This is a genomic window from Zoogloea sp., assembly GCF_041914405.1.
GTDB lineage: Bacteria > Pseudomonadota > Gammaproteobacteria > Burkholderiales > Rhodocyclaceae > Zoogloea.
In genome coordinates this window covers 1-18,514 of the sequence record NZ_JAYSDK010000046.1, presented here as the reverse complement: position 1 = coordinate 18,514, position 18,514 = coordinate 1, and the positions used below count along the sequence as shown (strand labels likewise).

The 18,514-nt window shown below is 66.0% G+C and carries 19 protein-coding genes; 13 read left to right on the top strand and 6 right to left on the bottom strand.

Annotation, left to right across the window (positions count from 1 at the left end):
- Positions 1-30: 30 nt before the first annotated feature.
- From ACE3RX_RS20880 to ACE3RX_RS20855, 6 genes are read right to left on the bottom strand one after another with little or no spacing between them, the layout of a single operon-like run.
- Entirely contained in the window at positions 31-1,434 is a 1,404-nt protein-coding gene (locus tag ACE3RX_RS20880) for an exonuclease domain-containing protein (protein ID WP_374486899.1), read from the bottom strand.
- Between the two features lie 7 nt (positions 1,435-1,441).
- The gene (locus ACE3RX_RS20875; protein ID WP_374486898.1) at positions 1,442-1,630 is read right to left on the bottom strand and encodes a DUF3460 family protein; all 189 of its coding nucleotides are present in this window, start codon (positions 1,628-1,630) and stop codon (positions 1,442-1,444) included.
- A 39-nt stretch (positions 1,631-1,669) separates the two neighbouring features.
- Entirely contained in the window at positions 1,670-3,880 is a 2,211-nt protein-coding gene (locus ACE3RX_RS20870) for a bifunctional (p)ppGpp synthetase/guanosine-3',5'-bis(diphosphate) 3'-pyrophosphohydrolase (RefSeq protein ID WP_374486897.1), read from the bottom strand.
- 26 nt (positions 3,881-3,906) lie between these two features.
- Positions 3,907-4,122, bottom strand: a complete 216-nt coding sequence (gene rpoZ, locus ACE3RX_RS20865) for a DNA-directed RNA polymerase subunit omega (protein WP_079434420.1) — start codon at positions 4,120-4,122, stop codon at positions 3,907-3,909.
- A gap of 1 nt (position 4,123) precedes the next feature.
- Positions 4,124-4,738, bottom strand: coding sequence for a guanylate kinase (gene gmk / locus ACE3RX_RS20860; protein WP_374486896.1), 615 nt, complete (start codon positions 4,736-4,738; stop codon positions 4,124-4,126).
- A 9-nt stretch (positions 4,739-4,747) separates the two neighbouring features.
- Complete coding sequence (locus ACE3RX_RS20855) at positions 4,748-5,614, bottom strand: YicC/YloC family endoribonuclease (protein ID WP_374486895.1); 867 nt, start codon at positions 5,612-5,614, stop codon at positions 4,748-4,750.
- Between the two features lie 86 nt (positions 5,615-5,700).
- Here ACE3RX_RS20855 and ACE3RX_RS20850 point away from each other — a divergent pair, with 86 nt between their 5' ends.
- The 13 genes from ACE3RX_RS20850 to ACE3RX_RS20790 form a co-directional block, all read left to right on the top strand.
- A complete protein-coding gene (locus ACE3RX_RS20850; protein WP_374486894.1) occupies positions 5,701-6,651 on the top strand; it encodes a serine/threonine protein kinase in 951 nt (316 codons plus the stop codon).
- The gene (locus tag ACE3RX_RS20845; protein WP_374486893.1) at positions 6,648-7,556 is read left to right on the top strand and encodes a PP2C family serine/threonine-protein phosphatase; all 909 of its coding nucleotides are present in this window, start codon (positions 6,648-6,650) and stop codon (positions 7,554-7,556) included. Before ACE3RX_RS20850 ends, ACE3RX_RS20845 begins: the two co-directional genes overlap by 4 nt.
- The gene (gene rph / locus ACE3RX_RS20840) at positions 7,553-8,299 is read left to right on the top strand and encodes a ribonuclease PH (protein ID WP_374486892.1); all 747 of its coding nucleotides are present in this window, start codon (positions 7,553-7,555) and stop codon (positions 8,297-8,299) included. The genes ACE3RX_RS20845 and rph overlap by 4 nt, the downstream gene beginning before the upstream one ends.
- Before the next feature lie 25 nt (positions 8,300-8,324).
- The gene (rdgB, locus tag ACE3RX_RS20835) at positions 8,325-8,918 is read left to right on the top strand and encodes an RdgB/HAM1 family non-canonical purine NTP pyrophosphatase (protein ID WP_374486891.1); all 594 of its coding nucleotides are present in this window, start codon (positions 8,325-8,327) and stop codon (positions 8,916-8,918) included.
- Between the two features lie 25 nt (positions 8,919-8,943).
- On the top strand, positions 8,944-10,167 hold the full coding sequence (gene hemW / locus ACE3RX_RS20830) for a radical SAM family heme chaperone HemW (protein ID WP_374486890.1): 1,224 nt from the start codon (positions 8,944-8,946) through the stop codon (positions 10,165-10,167).
- 34 nt (positions 10,168-10,201) lie between these two features.
- Positions 10,202-11,473, top strand: coding sequence for a class I SAM-dependent DNA methyltransferase (locus ACE3RX_RS20825; RefSeq protein WP_374486913.1), 1,272 nt, complete (start codon positions 10,202-10,204; stop codon positions 11,471-11,473).
- Between the two features lie 97 nt (positions 11,474-11,570).
- Positions 11,571-12,866 (top strand): glutamate--cysteine ligase, encoded by a 1,296-nt coding sequence (gene gshA, locus ACE3RX_RS20820; protein ID WP_374486889.1) that lies wholly within the window; start codon positions 11,571-11,573, stop codon positions 12,864-12,866.
- A 39-nt stretch (positions 12,867-12,905) separates the two neighbouring features.
- Positions 12,906-13,847 (top strand): glutathione synthase, encoded by a 942-nt coding sequence (gene gshB / locus ACE3RX_RS20815; RefSeq protein WP_374486888.1) that lies wholly within the window; start codon positions 12,906-12,908, stop codon positions 13,845-13,847.
- Positions 13,838-14,890: an FAD:protein FMN transferase gene (locus ACE3RX_RS20810; RefSeq protein ID WP_374486887.1), complete on the top strand. Its 1,053-nt coding sequence runs from the start codon at positions 13,838-13,840 to the stop codon at positions 14,888-14,890. The genes gshB and ACE3RX_RS20810 overlap by 10 nt, the downstream gene beginning before the upstream one ends.
- A gap of 80 nt (positions 14,891-14,970) precedes the next feature.
- Entirely contained in the window at positions 14,971-15,354 is a 384-nt protein-coding gene (locus ACE3RX_RS20805) for a PTS sugar transporter subunit IIA (RefSeq protein ID WP_374486886.1), read from the top strand.
- 49 nt (positions 15,355-15,403) lie between these two features.
- Entirely contained in the window at positions 15,404-15,673 is a 270-nt protein-coding gene (locus ACE3RX_RS20800) for an HPr family phosphocarrier protein (protein ID WP_374486885.1), read from the top strand.
- A 64-nt stretch (positions 15,674-15,737) separates the two neighbouring features.
- Positions 15,738-17,459, top strand: a complete 1,722-nt coding sequence (gene ptsP, locus ACE3RX_RS20795) for a phosphoenolpyruvate--protein phosphotransferase (protein ID WP_374486884.1) — start codon at positions 15,738-15,740, stop codon at positions 17,457-17,459.
- 241 nt (positions 17,460-17,700) lie between these two features.
- Positions 17,701-18,514, top strand: an 814-nt coding sequence (locus ACE3RX_RS20790; RefSeq protein ID WP_374486883.1) for a homoserine O-acetyltransferase, incomplete at its 3' end; no start/stop codon positions are given.

Here is an 18,514-nt window from a genome sequence, read left to right as displayed (position 1 = left end):
CATTCGCCCCCGCATGCCAAACGCTATATCTCAGCCCAGCGGCGTCACCGCCGCCCGCCCCGCCGGCGTCTCCAGCCAGCGCACCAGGATGCGATAGATATCGGGGTCGAAACGGCGCGCCGGCAGAGCCTCCAGCAAGCCCCCCAAGGCCGCCTCGTCATCGACGCTGCCGAGCAGGCACCACTGGTCCACCACGTGCGCCGCACTGCGCCCGGTATCGGCGTGATGCTCCCGCACTACCACCGCGCCCGGCCATGGCCAACGCCTGAGACGCAGGCTTTCAAGCACCTTCAGCAGCCGTTCGTCGTGCTGGACATGACTTTCCTTGCCGGCACAGACACCTGCGCATCGACGCGCGTGGTGCGCCAGACATGCTCCTTCGCTCCAGGGCTCGAGGCCGATCCGGCGCGGGCACAGCTTGTAGAGGCCGGCCAGCTCCCGCAATGCGTTGTCGGCCTCTTTCCGGGTCCGGAAAGTACCGTAAAGATGTTCCCAGCCAGCGGGATCTCCACCGCTCAACACCTCCCGCTGCAGCACCGGGCCGCGCCTGCGCGCCGGGTCGAAGCGCAGCCCGAACACCGAGGAGGAATCCGCCGGCTGGCGATTCTCGGCCGGCTTCTCGGTACGGACAAGATGCGCCTCGAGCAACAGGGCTCCCAGCTCCCCGGCGGTCACCCGCCAATCCACACGACGGACCTGTTGGACAATCTTGGCTTCCCGCCCCTTCAGCTTGTCGCCCGAAAAGTGGCTCATCACCCGTGAGCGCAGGCTGACACTACGTCCGACGAACAGCGGCGCATCGCCCTCGCCGTAGAAGAGATAGACCCCTGGCCCTTCTGGCAGGCCCTCGAGCACCCCCTCGGGCAGACCAGCAGGCCGGTTCGGCGCCTTCATTGCCTTGATGATCGCCGCATCGAGCACACTGCGCTCGAAGCTCTCCGCCGCCTGGCTGACGAACTGGAGCAAGGCTTCCGTGTCACCGAGCGCGCGATGACGGGCCGAACAGACCAGTCCATGACGCTCGATCAGGGCATCGAGACCATGGCGGTGATGCTGGGGATAGAGGGCACGGGACAGCTTCACGGTGCACAGCACTGGCGCCTCGAAGGTCTGACCCAGGCGCTGGAACTCGTTCTTGATGAAGCCGTAGTCGAAGCGCGCATTGTGTGCAACGAAGATGCAGTCCGCAAACAGTGCACGAACCTGATCGGCCACTTCGGCGAAAGGCGGCGCGGCGGCCACCATCTCATCGGTGATGCCGACCAGACTCTGGATGTTCGGCGGAATGGCCCGCCCGGGATTGACCAGGGTAGACCACCGCTCGACCAGCTCACCATCTTCGATCCGCAGGATCGCGATTTCGGTGACCCGGTCTTCCACCGGGTTTGCCCCGGTGGTTTCTACGTCGATGAAAGCAAGTTTGGGAGCGAGCAAAGCCCGCTCAGCTTTCGGTTGAGTAGGGGTAAGGCTTCTGGGCGACGCGGCCAGCCGCGTACTGACGCTGGGTTTCCAGATCCTGCGGCTTGTCCCACCACAGGGCACGCCCCTTCTTCTGCTCCTCGACCTGCTCAGGATGCTTCTCCATCCATTCGCGCATGAACTTGGTGTGCTCGGATTCGTAACCTGCCATGTGGATCTCCCTTGATAAGCGGCGTGGATTCTAGCAGCCTCAGCTGCCCTTCTGGTCGCCCTTGAGGCGGTTGATGCGGACCACCTCCGGAATGTTGCGGATCCCGCGGATGACCTTGGCGAGATGCAGGCGATGGGTCACCTGCACCGTGATGTAGATGGTGGAATAGGCGCCCTGATCGCCGTCGGTGCTGACGTTCTGGATATTGCAGTCCTGCTCCGCAATCGCATTGGCGACCTTGGCCAGCACGCCCCGCACGTTCTGGGTGAGCAGGCGCAGGGTCACGTCGAACAGGCGGTCGGTGGCCGCCTCCCACTCCACATCGATCCAGCGGTCCCGCTCGCTACGCAGCTTGCGGGCCTGCGGACAGTCGTGCATGTGCACTTCGAGCCCCTGCCCCTTGCGGATGATGCCGACGATAGGATCGCCCGGGATCGGCCGGCAGCAGCGCGCCAACTGGACGGCGACGCCTTCGGTGCCGCGGATCAGGATCGCTCCGGCGGGCTTGGGCTTGACCACGTCGGCGCGGCCGGACTCCATGTCCTGGATCTCGGCGAGGCGCCGCGCAACGATGGCTGGCAGCCGCCGCCCGAGGCCGATGTCGGTCATCAGCTCCTTGCGGTTGTTCAGCGTGAATTCCTTCAGGAAGCGCTCCCACGCAAAGGTGCTGACCTGGCCGAGGGTCAGGCCGTGCAGGCGAAGGGCTTGGTTGAGCAGGCGCTCGCCGAGGGTCGAGGCTTCTTCCTGCTGGGCATTTTTCAGGAAGTGGCGGATCTGCGCGCGTGCCTTGCCGGTCCGCACATAGGACAGCCAGGCCGGGTTGGGGCTGGCGTGGGCGGCAGTGATGATCTCGATTTGGTCGCCGTTGTGCAGCTCGGTGCGCAGCGGCATCAGCTCGCCGTTGATGCGCCCCGCCACACAGCGGTTGCCGACGTCGGTGTGCACCGCGTAGGCGAAGTCCACCACGGTAGCACCCCGCGGCAATGCGAAAATCTTGCCCTTCGGCGTGAAGGCATACACCTCGCCGGGAAACAGATCGACCTTAACGTGCTCCAGGAATTCGCTGGAGTCACCGGACGTGGATTGCAGTTCGAGCAGGGACTGCAGCCAGCTGTGGGTCTTATGCTGCAGCTCGGTGAGCGTCTTTTCGTCTTCCTTGTACAGCCAGTGTGAGGCCACACCGCTCTCGGCGATGTGGTTCATCTCCTGAGTACGGATCTGCACTTCCACCGGCGTACCAAAGGGGCCGATCAAGGTGGTGTGCAGCGACTGGTAGCCGTTCGCCTTGGGAATGGCGATGTAGTCCTTGAACTTGCCAGGCACCGGCTTGTACAGCGCGTGCAGCGCGCCGAGGGCACGGTAACAGGTCTGCACGTCGGGCACGATGACCCGGAAACCGTAGATGTCGAGCACCTGGGAGAAGGTCAGGCGCTTCTCCGCCATCTTGCGGTAGATGCTGTAGAGGTGCTTTTCACGGCCGCGCACGTCGGCCTGGATGTCCCACTGGGGCAGGCGTTCCTCGATCGCCGCGAGGATCTTGCCGACCACTTCTCGCCGGTTGCCCCGCGCCGCCAGAATGGCCTTGGACAGCACACGGTAGCGCATCGGGTAGCGATGCTTGAAAGCCAGCTCCTGCAGCTCCCGGTACAGGCTGTTGAGGCCCAGCCGGTTGGCGATCGGGGCGTGGATTTCCTGCGTTTCGCGGGCGATGCGGCGCCGCTTGTCGGGGCGCACGCAGTCGAGCGTGCGCATGTTATGCAGGCGGTCGGCCAGCTTGATGAGGATCACCCGCAGGTCGCTGGCCATCGCCAGCAGCATCTTGCGGAAGTTTTCCGCCTGCGCCTCCTCGTGGGACTGGAACTCGATCTTATCGAGCTTGGAGACCCCGTCCACCAGTTCCGCCGTGGTCCGCCCGAAACGCTCGGCGATCTCGGCCTTGGTGATGTGGGTGTCCTCCATCACGTCGTGGAGGAGGGCCGCGCACAGGGCCTGGGCGTCCAGGTTCCAGCCGGCGAGAATCTCGGCGACGGCAACCGGATGGGAAATATAGGGCTCACCGCTGATCCGCATCTGCCCTTCATGGGCGTCGGCGGAAAAGTGATAGGCAGCCTCGATGCGCCCCACGTCCTCGGGACGCAGGTAGGCGCTGACGATGTTCTTCAGCCTGCCAAAATCAAGGGGCAGGACACAGGAAGCGGGGGGCTGGAAAACGCCGCTACCACTGACCGGAGTTGGCGCGGCGGATTCCATGGTATTGCTCTCTAACGGAAAGGCGCTCAGGCCTGGCCGCGGTTGAGGACTTCGGTGCCGACCTTGCCGGCAGCGATTTCACGCAGCGCGATCACAGTGGGCTTGTCCTTGTCGTGGCGGTCCAGGTCCACCTGCGGGGTGGCTCCGGCCGTCAGTTGACGGGCACGGTAGGTCGCCGCCAGGGTCAGCTGGAAGCGGTTGGGGATTCTTTTCAGACAGTCGTCGACGGTAACGCGGGCCATATCAATCCTGTTCCAGGTAATGGAAAAACTCCGGCTTGCGCGCCTCCTGGTTGGCGTAGCGCAGCCGCGAGGCTCGCACCACGGCTACCAGATCATCCAGGGCCGCGGTCAAGTCTTCGTTGATTATAACGTAGTCGAACTCCGCCACATGGCGCATCTCGCCACGGGCAGCCAGCACACGACGGGCGATCACATCCTCGCTGTCGGTGCCGCGACCGCGCAGGCGGCGCTCAAGCTCATCCACCGACGGCGGCAGGATGAACACGCCAACCGCCTTCGGGAACACCTTGCGAACCTGCTGGGCGCCCTGCCAGTCGATCTCCAGCAGGATGTCCTTGCCGGAGCTGATCTGGGACTCCAGCCAGGTCTTGGAGGTCGCGTAATAGTTGCTGTGCACCTCGGCCCACTCGAGGAACTCGCCCTTGTCACGCAGCGCACGGAAGGTCGGCACATCGACGAAATTGTAGTGCTGGCCATTCACCTCGCCGGTACGCGGCGCGCGGGTGGTGTAGGACACCGACAGGCGGACCAGCGGATCGCGCTCCAGCAGGCCGCTGACGAGGGTGGTCTTGCCGGCGCCGGACGGCGCGGTGACGATGAACAGGGTACCGGGCATGCTCGCTCCTTACTCGATGTTCTGCACCTGCTCGCGCATCTGCTCGATAGCCAGCTTAAGCTCGACGGCGATTGCGGTCATGTCGGCGGCCATCGCCTTGGAGCCGAGGGTGTTGGCCTCGCGATTGAGTTCCTGCATCAGGAAGTCCAGGCGTTTGCCGGCGGCGCCGCCAGCCTTGAGGATGCGCTCGACTTCGTCCAGATGGGTGGACAGGCGGGACAACTCCTCTGCCACATCGACGCGCTGGGCGAACAGGCCGACTTCCAGGCGGATACGGTCGTCATCGAGGGTCGCGGCGGCGTCACGCAGGCGGGTGGCGAGCTTCTCCTGATACTCGGCGACCAGTGCCGGCACCCGCGGCTGCACCGTGGCGACCAGGCTACGCATGTGGGCGATGCGCCCGCGGATCATCTCGGCCAGCTTCTCGCCTTCGCGCTGGCGGGTGGCGATCAGTTCGTCCAGCGCCGCAGCGATGGTCGCCGCAATCTCCGGCTGCAGGGACTCGAAAGTCACGCTGTCGTCGGCCAGCATGCCGGGCCAGCGCAGCACCTCGGCGACCGACAGCGGTGCGGCCTGCGGCAGCTCAGCCTGCACGGCAGCCTGGGCAGTCTTCAGCTGGGTCAAAAGCGCGCCATTGATCGCGAGGTCGCGAGGTGCGCTATCCTTCGCCTGCAAATTGAAACGGCATTCGACCTTACCCCGCCGCAGCTTGGCGGTGATGGCTTCGCGCAGCATCGGTTCGGCCTGCCGCAGGTCGTCGTTGATCCGGAAAGCCAGATCGAGGTAACGGGAATTGACGCTGCGCAATTCCAGGTGCAGGGCGACGCGGCCCAGGTCGCGGGCCTGGACGGCGTAACCCGTCATGCTGTGGATCATCGTGTTTTTCCCGAGATAGCGTGGCGAAGCGAGGCTAAACTAGCGCCTTCGACCGCCACAAAAGACGAAGTGTAGCGCCCTGCCTGATGGCCACTCAACAAAACTGCGCCCTGCCGTCCGGATTCCAGCTCGACCACTACCGGGTCGAGCGACAGCTGTCCCTGGGCGGCTTCTCCATCGTGTACCTGGCCTACGACCAGGACGGGACGCCGGTCGCCATCAAGGAATACCTGCCCAACTCCCTCGCCCTGCGCGCCGAGGGTGAAGTCACGCCGCACGTCACCGAGGCCCACCAAGGCGCCTTTCGCTACGGCATGAAGTGTTTCTTCGAGGAAGGACGGGCACTAGCCAAGCTCGTGCACCCCAACGTGGTAAGGGTGCTCAACTTCTTCCGCGCCAACGGCACCGTTTACATGGTGATGCAGTTCGAGCGCGGGCGGACCCTTCACGATTACGTGCAGAAGAACAAGGGCAGCATCCGCGAGCGCTTCATCCGTGGCGTGTTCACGCGCATGCTCAACGGCCTGCGCGAGGTCCACGCCCACAAGCTGCTGCACCTGGACATCAAGCCGTCCAACATCTATCTGCGTGCCGACGGCACGCCGGTACTGCTCGATTTCGGTGCCGCCCGTCAGACCCTGATGTCCGACACGCCGATCCTCAAGCCGATGTACACGCCAGGCTTCGCGTCGCCGGAGCAATTCACCAACCGGGACGCCCTCGGTCCGTGGAGCGACATCTACAGCGTGGGCGCCAGCATGTATGCCTGTCTGGCCGGCACCTCGCCGCAACGCTCGGACGAGCGTCTCAAGCACGACACCGTGGTGCCCGCCACCAAGGCCTGGGCCGGACAGTATTCACCCCATTTCCTTGCCACCATCGACTGGTGCCTGCAGCTCGATCCGCTGAAACGTCCGCAGAGCTGTTTCGCGCTGCAAAAGGTACTTGCCCAGCGTCACCGGGAAGCGCCGCCGCAACAGAAATCCTGGCTCGAAGGACTGGGTACAAGACTAAGAACAATGATAGGCCGCTCATGAGATTCACGATTTTCCAGGAGAGCCGGGTAGGCAAACGCCGCACCAACCAGGACCGGGTCGCCTACTCCTACACCCGGGACGCGCTGCTGATGCTGCTCGCTGACGGCATGGGCGGCCACCTCTATGGCGAAGTGGCCGCGCAGATCTCCGTCCAGTTCATCGCCCAGTCCTTCCAGCAGGAAGCCAAGCCCAAGGTCACCGACCCGGTGCTGTTCCTGTCGCGGGTACTCAGCAACGCCCACCACGCGATCCTCGACTACGCCTTCGACAAGCACCTGTCGGACATCCCCCGCACGACCATCGTCGCCTGCCTGATCCAGGACGGCATCGCCCATTGGGCCCATGCCGGCGACTCCCGCCTGTATCTGATCCGCAAGGGCCGCCTTGCAGCCCAGACCCGTGACCATTCCCGCGTCCAGCTGATGCTCGACCAGGGCTTGCTCGACGCCGAGAGCGCCGCCGTGCATCCAGGCCGCAACCGCATCTTCTCCTGCCTGGGCGGCAGCCATCCGCCGCAGATCGAGTTCTCCCGCGGCGTCCCCCTGGGCAATGGCGACGTCATCGCCATGTGTTCCGACGGCGTGTGGGGCCCCCTCGACGCCGATACGCTGGTCAAGGGCCTCGCCGACGGCAAGGTCATGGAAAGCGTGCCGCGCGTCATGAACGTGGCCGAGGAGCTCGGCGGCGCCCAGTGCGACAACATGTCCCTGATCGCCATGACCTGGCACGACGACCACCAGGGCGACATCCCCGACACGGTGTCCACCCGCACCATGCCCTTCGACGCCGTCACCACCCAGATGGAGGGCTTCGGACGCGGCAAGCGCGACCAGGAAGACCTCAGCGAAGACGAAATCGAACGCGCCATCCGCGAAATCAACGCAGCTATTCACAAGTTCAAATGACCACCACCTCCGACACCTTCGCCCGCCCCAGCGGCCGCGCTCCCGCCGCCCTCCGTCCGATCCGCATCACCCGCGGCTTCACCCGCCATGCCGAAGGCTCGGTGCTGATCGAGTTCGGCGACACCCGCGTGCTGTGCACCGCCAGCGTCGAGGAGAGCGTGCCGCCCTTCCTGCGCGGCAAGGGCCAGGGCTGGCTGACTGCCGAATACGGCATGCTGCCCCGCTCCACCCACACGCGCAGCCCGCGGGAAGCCGCCAAGGGCAAGCAGAGCGGCCGCACGCAGGAGATCCAGCGTCTGATCGGCCGCAGCCTGCGCGCCGTAGTAGACATGGAAGCCCTCGGCGAACGCCAGATCACCATCGACTGCGACGTGCTGCAGGCCGACGGCGGCACCCGCACGGCGTCCATCACCGGCGCCTGCATCGCCGTCCATGACGCCCTCGAAGGCCTGGTCAAGGCCGGCAAGCTGCCCGCCAACCCGATGCGCGATTTCGTCGCGGCCATTTCCGTCGGTATCTACAAGGGTGTGCCGGTGCTCGACCTGGATTACCCGGAAGACTCCGGCTGCGACACCGACATGAACGTGGTGATGACCGGCAGCGGCGGCTTCGTCGAGGTGCAGGGCACCGCCGAAGGCACGCCCTTCTCCCGCGCGGAGCTCGACAGCCTGCTGGAACTCGCCGCCGCCGGCGTGGCCCAACTGGTCGTCGAACAGAAGAAGGCGCTCGGTCTCGGCGCCTGAAGAAGCCCACGGAGGATCTGGCGCCATGAAACAACTCGTCCTGGCCAGCGGCAACGCCGGCAAACTCAAGGAACTCTCAGCCCTGCTCGGCCCGCTCGGCATTGAAGTGCTGCCCCAGTCGGCCTTCAATGTCAGCGAGGCCGAGGAACCGCACCCCAGCTTCGTCGAGAACGCCCTCGCCAAGGCCCGCCACGCGTCCCGCGCCACCGGCCTGCCGGCTCTCGCCGACGACTCCGGGCTGTGCGTGGACGTGCTGGGCGGAGCACCGGGCGTGCTGTCGGCACGCTTCGCCGGCGAGCCCAAGTCCGACGAACGCAACAACGCGTTGCTGCTCGAACGCCTGGCCGGCCAGAGCGACCGCCGCGCGCGCTTCTACTGCGCATTGGCCCTCGTCCGCCACGCCGACGACCCGCAACCGCTGATCGCCTGCGGCGAATGGCACGGCGAAATCCTGCCCGCGCCGCGCGGCAAGGGCGGCTTCGGCTACGACCCGCTGTTCCTCGTCACCGACCTGGAGCAGACCGCCGCCGAGATCCCCCACGAACTCAAGAACGTCCTGTCCCACCGGGGCTCCGCCTTCCGCCAGTTGCTCGACAAGCTGCGCGCCGAACAGAGCTGAGCCCCCGTTTCACGCACCACGCTCCATGCCCGAAAACCGGATCATCCCGATCACACCCAAGGCCGCCGCGCCGAAATCTGCCGACGGCCGCTGGGAATCCCGCCTCACCGCCTCGCCACCCCTGTCCCTGTACGTGCATTTTCCGTGGTGCGTGCGCAAGTGCCCGTACTGCGACTTCAATTCCCACGCGGTAAAGGACGAGGGTATCCCCGAGCAGGCCTACATCGAGGCCCTGGTAGCCGACCTAGAAAGCGCGCTGCCGCAGATCTGGGGCCGCCGCGTGCACACCATCTTCATCGGCGGCGGCACGCCCAGCCTGATCACCCCCGACGGTCTCGACGAACTGCTCACCGCGATCCGCATGCGCGTTCAGCTCGACCCCCAGGCCGAGATCACGCTGGAGGCCAACCCGGGCACCGTCGATTCCGGGCGTTTCCGCGCCTTCCGCCAGGCTGGCGTCAATCGGCTGTCGGTCGGCATCCAGAGCTTCGATGACCGCCACCTGCAGGCCCTCGGGCGCATCCACGGTCGCACCGACGCCATCGCCGCGGCCGAAGCGGCACTGACCCACTTCGAGGCGGTCAACCTCGACCTGATGTACGCGCTGCCCGGCCAGACCCTCGCCGAAGCGGAGGCCGACCTCGCCACCGCGCTGGCCCTTGGCCCCCAGCACCTGTCCTGCTACCACCTGACGCTGGAACCCAATACCGCCTTCGCCGCCAACCCGCCGGAAGTGCCCGACCCCGACCTGTCCGCCGACATGCAGGACCACATCGAAGCGCGCCTGGCCGAAGCCGGCTACGGCCACTACGAGACCTCGGCCTTCGCCAAGCCCCACCGGGAGTGCCGCCACAACCTCAACTACTGGACCTTCGGCGACTACCTGGGCATTGGCGCCGGCGCCCACGGCAAGCTCTCGTCCCACGAAGGCATCGTGCGCGAAACCCGTCCCAAGCACCCGGCGGCCTACCTGGCAGCCCGCGACAACGGCACCTTCGTGCAGGAACGGCGCAGCATCGGCACCGACGAACTGCCCTTCGAATTCATGATGAACGCGCTGCGCCTCAACAAGGGCGTGCCACGACGGCTGTTCTCCGAACGCACCGGCCTGCCCTTCGAGGCCGCCGAAGAAGGGTTGCTAAAGGCACGCCAGCAAGGGCTTATCGAGATTGACGACGAGACCCTGCGCCCGTCTGCCAAAGGCCGCCACTTCCTCAACGAACTGCTGATGCTGTTCCTTGCCGCCTGAGTCGCCCGTGCCTGCCAAGCCCGGCCCCAAGCCCCTGACTCCGACCGCCACCGAACTGCCGACCCCCGAGGCCCTCGGCCAAGTGTTCACGCCGGAGAAGGTCGTGCGCGCCATGCTGCGCCTGCGCCAGAACGCCGGCCGCGTGCTCGAGCCCTCCTGCGGCGATGGCGCCTTCCTGCGCCACCTGCACAACGCGGTCGGCATCGAGTTCGACCCCCGCCAGTGCCCGCCCAATGCGCGCAACGAGGACTTCTTCGCCTACCCGGAAGACGAGAAGTTCGAGACCGTGATCGGCAATCCGCCCTACGTGCGCTATCAGGACATCGGACGGAGCACACGGGTCCTGCTGCGCCAGGACGGCCTCGACGGACGCAGCAACCTCTACCTGTTCTTCATCGAGAAGTGCCTGCGCCACCTGCAGCCGGGCGGCGAGCTGATCTTCATCACCCCGCGCGACTTCCTCAAGGCCACCAGCGCCCGTCCGCTCAACCGCTGGCTGTTCGAGCACGGCACGATCACCCACGCCATCGACCTGGGCGACGCCCGGGTTTTCTCCGGTGCCGTGCCCAACTGCCTGATCTGGCGCTACGAGCTCGGCAACCTGTCGCGCCGCACCGCCTGGGCGCAGATCGGACAGGGCGACGACCTCGCCCGCAGCCTCGAACAGCCGCCCTGGCAGGCCCGCCACTTCTTCGAATGTGCCGGGCACCTGCTGTTTTCCCGTGGCGAATACCCCCTCAGCCTGGCCGACGTGGCCAGCGTGAAGGTCGGCGCGGTGTCGGGAGCGGACGACATCTACGCCAGCGACACGGCCGGCACGCGGGATTTCGTCAACTCCCGCACCGCCCGCAGTGGCGAAACCCGCCGCATGATCTGGTGCGAACCCGGCTCTACAGCGCCCAATGTCCTGCTGCCGCACCGGGAACGCCTGCTTGCCCGGCGCATCCGCCCCTTCGACGAAAAAAACTGGTGGCAATGGGGACGCGGCTACCCGCAGACCGACGCACCGCGGGTCTATGTGAACACCAAGACGCGCCAACCGAATCCGTTTTTCCTGCACCCTTGCAACAACTTCGACGGGGCGATCCTGGGCATCTTCCCGCTACGCCATGACGTCGACCTGACGGCCTTCCGCGATGCCCTCAACGGGGTGGACTGGGCCGACCTGGGCTTCGTTTGCGACGGGCGCTACCTGTTCTCCCAACGCAGCCTGGAGAACGCTCCACTACCCGACTGCTTCCGGGCCTTCCTGCCGCCGGCCGCCGAGTCCGTCCCACCCGCCGGACAGCCGGAGTCGATGGTGTAACATCGGGCGAACAAATGCGGGCCACGCCGGTCGACGACGCACACGGGCTCGTCGGACACCCGACGCATCGCCCCCCGAGAACAGTCCGCGAGGCCCCATGGTTCCCCATCTCACCACTGCCCTCACCGGTCCCCTGCTGGAGCTGGAGCGGCACTTCCTCGACAAGGCCTGCGCCATCGAGCGCTGGATGCGCACCCAGTGGCAGGAACACCTGCCACCTTTCTACGGCTCCACCGACCTGCGCAATGCCGGCTTCAAACTGGCCCCGGTGGACCTCAACCTGTTTCCCGGCGGCTTCAACAACCTCCACGATGCCTTTCTGCCCCTCTGCGTACAGGCCGCCCAGGCCGCAATCGAGCGCATCTGTGTCGGCGCCCAAGCGATCCTGCTGATCCCGGAAAACCACACCCGCAACCAGTTCTACCTGCAGAACGTCGCCAAGCTGGTGTCCATCCTGCGCCTCACCGGCCTGGAAGTACGCCTCGGCAGCCTGCTGCCGGAGATCACCGCCCCTACCGTGCTCGAACTGGCCAATGGCGCGAGCCTCACGCTGGAACCGCTCGAGCGCCACGGCCGCCGCCTCGGCCTGAAGGACTTCGATCCCTGTGCGGTGCTGCTCAACAACGACCTGTCCGCCGGCATCCCAGCCCAGCTCGCCAACCTCCACGATCAGTGGGTCATCCCGCCGCTACATGCCGGCTGGCACACCCGTCGCAAGTCCAGGCACGCAGCCGCTTACGACCGCGTGACGCAGGAGTTCGGCGCCGCCATCGGCATCGACCCGTGGCGCATCAACCCGGCCTGGGACAACTGCAGCGGACTGGACTTCCATGCCCGCAGCGGCGAGCAGGAACTCGCCGACAAGGTCGCCGCGATGCTCGACGGCATCCGTACTAGATACAAGGAATACGAGATTGGCGAGGAGCCCTTCGTCGTCGTCAAGGCCGACGCCGGCACCTACGGGATGGGCATCATGACGGTCAGGGACGCCTCCGAGCTGATCGGCCTCAACCGCAAGCAGCGCAACAAGATGAGCGTCGTCAAGGAAGGCCTGGAGGTTCACGACGTGATCATCCAGGAAGGCGTGCCCACCGTCGAAACCGTCCATAAAGCCGTCGCCGAACCGGTGGTCTACATGATGGACCACTACGTGGTGGGCGGCTTTTACCGGTTGCACAGCCAGCGCGGCCGCGACGAGAACCTCAACGCCCCCGGCATGCAGTTCGAACACCTGGCCTTCGAGGCCCCCTGCAGCCTGCCCGACTGCAACCTGGGACCGGACGCCCCGCCGAACCGCTTCTACGCTTACGGCGTCGTGGCGCGTCTGGCCCTACTCGCCGCTGCCCTCGAGATCGAAGCCACCGAACCCGCCGTCTTCACAGAAGCGGCCTGAGCCTCCCAACAAGAACACACCGCAAACACCGACACGACCATGAAATTCGCCTTCATCCTCGACCCCCTCGACAAGCTCAAGGCCTACAAGGACTCCAGCATCGCGATGATGCGCGCCGCCGCCCGCCGTGGCCATCAGGTCTACGCCATCCAGCGCGAACACCTGGTATGGGAAGCCGGCACCGTCAGCGCCCGCACGCTGGCCCTGACGCTCACCGACGACGATGAAGCCTGGTACGTGGCGGGTGCCGAGGAAAACCTACCCCTCACCGCCTACGACGCGGTACTGATGCGCCAGGACCCGCCCTTCGACTTCGAGTACGTCACCGCCACCTGGTTGCTGGAGAGCGCCGCCAGGGCCGGCGCACGGATCTTCAACAACCCGGAATCGATCCGCGATCACTCTGAGAAGCTGGCGATCCTCGAATTTCCGCAGTTCATCCCGCCGACCCGCGTGGCCCGCGCCGCCGCCGACGTCAATGCCTTCATCGACGCCCACGGCGACACCATCCTCAAGCCCCTAGACGGCATGGGCGGAAGCCAGATCTTCCGTGTGCGCGCCGACGACCCCAACCGCAACGTGATCATCGAGACCCTCACCCTGGAAGAGCGCCGCACGATCATGGCCCAAGCCTATCTGCCGGCCATCTCCGGGGGCGACAAGCGGGTGCTGATCATCGGCGGCAAGGTCATTCCCTACTCCCTCGCCCGCATCCCCAAGGCCGGCGAGACCCGCGGCAACCTGGCTGCCGGCGGCCGCGGCGTAGCCATGCCGCTGACCGACGGCGAGCGCGCCATCGCCGAGTACCTGGCCCCGATCCTGTGGGCGCGCGGGCTGCTCATCGTCGGCCTCGACGTGATCGGCGACCGCCTCACCGAAATCAACGTCACCAGCCCCACCTGCATGGTCGAGATCACCGCCCAGATGGGCTTCGATGTGCCCGGCGCAGTCATCGACGCGCTGGAGGCGGCATGCGCGTGAAACGGCGTATCGCCGGCTGGTTTGCAGTCCTCGCCTGCACCGTCGGCCTGCTGGCCGGCTGCAGCCGGGAACGCCTCCACCAGCAGGAATCCTACGTCTTCGGCACCCGCGTCGAGATCCTGACCTGGGATGCGTCCGAAGAACATTCCCGCGCCGCGGTAAGTGAGGTGCTACGCGAGTTCGACCGCCTGCACCGGGCCTACCACGCCTGGGAGCCGTCCGAACTCACCTCCCTCAACAGCGCCATCGCCGCCGGCCAGCAGAACATCCCGGTGTCGCCCGAGCTGGCCACCATGCTCAGCGACGCCAAGGCCATCGCCGCCAAAGGCGACGAGCTGTTCGACCCCGCCCTCGGCGAGCTGATCGCCCTGTGGGGCTTCCACACAGACACCTTCGTACCCACCCATCCCGATCCAGCCAAGCTCGCCGCCATCACCAAGGCCCACCCGCAGATGGCGGACCTGACCATCGTCGACAACAAGGTCAGCAGCCGCAACCGGGCCGTCCAGCTCGACCTGGGCGGCTACGGCAAGGGCTACGCACTCGACCGGGCCGCCGCGATCCTGAAAGCCCACGGCGTCAATAACGCCCTCATCAACATCGGCGGCAACGTGCTGGCCCTCGGCAGCAAGGGTGACCACCCCTGGCGGGTCGGCATCCAGCACCCCCGCGAACCGCGGCCACTGGCCTCCCTGCCGCTGCGCGACGGCGAGGCGATCGGCACCTCCGGCGACTACCAGCGCTTCTTCGAGTTGGACGGCGTGCGCTACTGCCACCTGCTCGATCCGCGTACCGGCATGCCGGCCCGCGGCACCCAGGCGGTCACCGTTCTGATCACGCCCCGTGCCAATGCCGGCACCCTGTCCGATGCGGCCAGCAAACCAGTCTACCTGGGTGGCGAGCGCTGGCGCGAATACGCCAAGCGCTTCGGCATCGACCACGCGCTGCGGGTAGACGCGGACGGCAAGGTGGAAGTCACCCGCGCCCTCAACGACCGCCTGCAGTATGGCGACAAGATCAAAGCCGCGAAGATCGTCGACTGAGACACAACTTCTTTGATCTGACGCAGCATCCGGCCGGATTGCGGCTTGCCCCTCGGGTCCCTTCGGATAGAATGGCCTGAATGATCGGAATCCTCCTCATAACCCATGGCAGCCTGGGTGAAGCGCTCATCCAGTGCACCTGTCATGTATTGAACCGCCGCCCGCCCCAGCTGCTGCAACTCGGCGTATCCGGACAAGACGATCCTCTCGACGCCCTGCCCCTCGCCCGCCGCCTGCTGAACATGGTCGATAGCGGCGATGGGGCGTTGATCCTGACCGACATTCTCGGCGCCACCCCCGCCAACACAGCGGCCAAGCTCCTCGAGCCAGGCCGCATCGAGGGCGTGGCCGGCGTCAACCTGCCCATGTTGCTGCGGACGATCACCTACCGGGAACGCAACATGGAAGTACTGGTCAAGAAAGCCGTGGCCGGCGCCTGCGAAGGCGTCGTGCATATGAAATAGAAGGCCCCCACAAAAAGAGCCCAAAACCACATCGAGGAAGAAAAAAGACATGCCACGCCAGGAAGCCGAAATCATCAACAAGCTGGGCCTCCACGCCCGCGCCTCCGCCAAGCTGACCCAGACCGCCAGCGCCTACGAAAGCGAGGTCTGGCTCGAACGCAATGGCAAGCGGGTCAACGCAAAGAGCATCATGGGGGTCATGATGCTGGCCGCGGCGAAGGGCAGCACGATCACCATCGACACCAACGGCCGCGACGCCGACCAGGCCATGACCGCCCTCGTCGGCCTCATCGCCGACAAGTTCGGGGAGGGCGAATGACCCGCCGCCCCACCTCCATCCGCACCCGTCCGGTAAGCCTTTTGTCTGCCGCACGGGTGCGACCATGAGCTTCACCGTCCACGGACTCGCGGTATCCCAGGGCATCGCCATCGGCCATGCCCACCTGGTTTCCCACGCACTGCTGGAAGTCGCCCATTTCACGATTTCCCCCAAGCACGTGGAGGCCGAAGTCGCGCGGCTGCTTGAAGCCACCGCAACGGTCAAGACCGAGCTGGCCAGCCTGAAGGCCTCCGCCAGCACCGGCGCTGCGCCGTCCGAGGTGGACGCCTTCATCGGCATGCACATCATGATCCTGCAGGATCCGATGCTCGTCGATGCGGCCGCCAACCTGATCCGCACCCGCCGGTCCAACGCCGAATGGGCGATGGTCCAGCAGATGGAACAGCTCGTCGAGCAGTTCGAAGCCATCGAGGACGCCTACCTGCGCGAGCGCAAGGCCGACGTGGTGCAAGTGGTGGAACGGGTCGTCAAGGTCCTGCTCGGCCATCCGGGGCACCTGCCGCCGAAGCGCAAAGACGGCCTGGGCACCATCGTCGTCGCCCACGACCTGTCGCCGACCGACACCATCGGCTTCAAGGACCACGCCGTCGCCGGCTTCATCACCGACGCGGGCGGCCCCACCGGCCACACCGCCATCGTCGCCCGCAGCCTGTCGATCCCGGCAGTGGTGGCGCTGCGCCACATCCGCCACGTGGTCAAGGACGACGAGCTGATCATCATCGACGGCACTCGCGGCGTGGTCATCGTAGATCCGGATGAACGGGTCCTAGAGGAATACCGCCTGCGCAAGGCCGAGGTGGAACTGGAGCGCTCCAAGCTCAAGCGCCTCAAATCGATGCGCGCGGCGACCCTCGATGGCGAGGAGGTGCAGATCCTCGCCAACATCGAGCTGCCGCCGGACGCCACCCAGGCCAAGAATGTCGAAGCCGACGGCGTCGGCCTGTTCCGCACCGAATTCCTGTTCATGAGCCGGGACACCTGGCCGGACGAGGATGAACAGTTCGAGGCCTACAAGACGGTCGTGAAAACGATGGCCGGCAGGCCGGTCACGGTGCGCACCCTCGACGTGGGCGCCGACAAGGAACTCGAGGGCGCCACCCGCCCGGAGGACAACCCGGCCCTCGGCCTGCGGGCGATCCGCTACTGCCTGGCCGAACCGAAGATGTTCCTCACCCAGCTGCGCGCGCTGCTGCGGGCCAGCCACTTTGGCAAGTTGAAGATCCTGATCCCGATGCTGGCCAGCAGCAATGAGATCGACCAGACCCTGATCCTCCTCGAAAAGGCCAAGACCCAGCTGCGCGAGCGCAAGATCAAGTTCGACGAAGCCGTGCCGGTCGGCGGCATGATCGAGGTTCCGGCCGCCGCACTGTGCCTGGGCGCCTTCACCAAGCGCCTGCAGTTCCTGTCCATCGGCACCAACGACCTGATCCAGTACACACTGGCCATCGACCGCGGCAACGAGGCGGTCGCCCACCTTTACAACCCGCTGCACCCCGCCGTTTTGCGCCTGATCCACCAGACCATCCAGGCTGGCGTGAAAGCGGGCATCCCGGTGTCGGTGTGCGGCGAAATGGCCGGCGACCCGGACTGCGCGCGCCTGTTGATCGGCATGGGCCTGCGCCAGTTCTCCATGCATCCGGCGCAGATCCTCGAAGTCAAGCAGGCCATCCTGCGCGCCGACGCCGCCGACCTGACGGCCAAGGTTCAGCGCCTGCTCAAGCTGGACGACCCCGATCGGGTTCGCGAGGCGGTCGAAAAGCTGTAAGAACGGCGGCAGGACGAGGCCCGAACAAGCCAGGCTGCCGGTGGGGGCGAATTCATTCGCCCCCACCGTGCCGAAGCACGGCCCGGTTTGACTTGCCTCGGGCCATCGCGCTACTCTTTACCCCACAGCGCCGATTTGAATCCTTCAGCTTGCGGGCGCTTTACAAGTACGGCTAAAGCGACGGCAGCCCAGTCCGCGACCGTTCGCCGGCTGGGTTTTTCGTTTCCGGGACGAAACTGAGATGACACAAGAACATTCCGTCGGAATCGTGGTGCCGCAGACGGCCCACTTCAGCACGCCCCTGCCCCTCAAGAGCGGCGGCGCCCTTGCCGAGTACGACCTGGTCTACGAGACCTACGGCACCCTCAACGCCGCGCGCAGCAACGCGGTGCTGGTTTGCCACGCGCTGTCCGGCTCCCACCACGTGGCCGGCAGGTACGCCGATGGCTCCCTAGGCTGGTGGGACAACCTGGTCGGCCCTGGCAAACCCCTCGATACCAACCGCTTCTTCGTGATCGGGGTGAACAATCTCGGCGGCTGTTACGGCAGCTCCGGCCCCAACTCGATCAACCCGGCAACCGGCAAGCCCTGGGGCGCCGACTTCCCCTTCGTCACCGTCGAAGACTGGGTCGACGCCCAGGCGCGGCTGGCCGACCAGCTTGGCATCGAGCGCTTCGCCGCAGTGGTTGGCGGCAGCCTCGGCGGCATGCAGGCGCTTTCGTGGACGCTGCAGTATCCAGACCGGGTCGCCCACGCGCTGGTTATCGCCTCCGCCCCCAAGCTCACCGCCCAGAACATCGCCTTCAACGAAGTGGCGCGCCAGGCCATCCTGAAGGACCCCGAGTTCCACGGCGGCCACTACTACGAGCACGGCGTGGTGCCTACCCGCGGCCTGGCGCTGGCCCGCATGGTTGGCCACATCACCTACCTGTCCGACGACGCGATGGGCCAGAAATTCGGCCGCACGCTGCGCCACGACAAGCCGGTGTTCAGCTACGACGTGGAATTCGAGATCGAGTCCTACCTGCGCTACCAGGGCGACAAGTTCGCCGGCT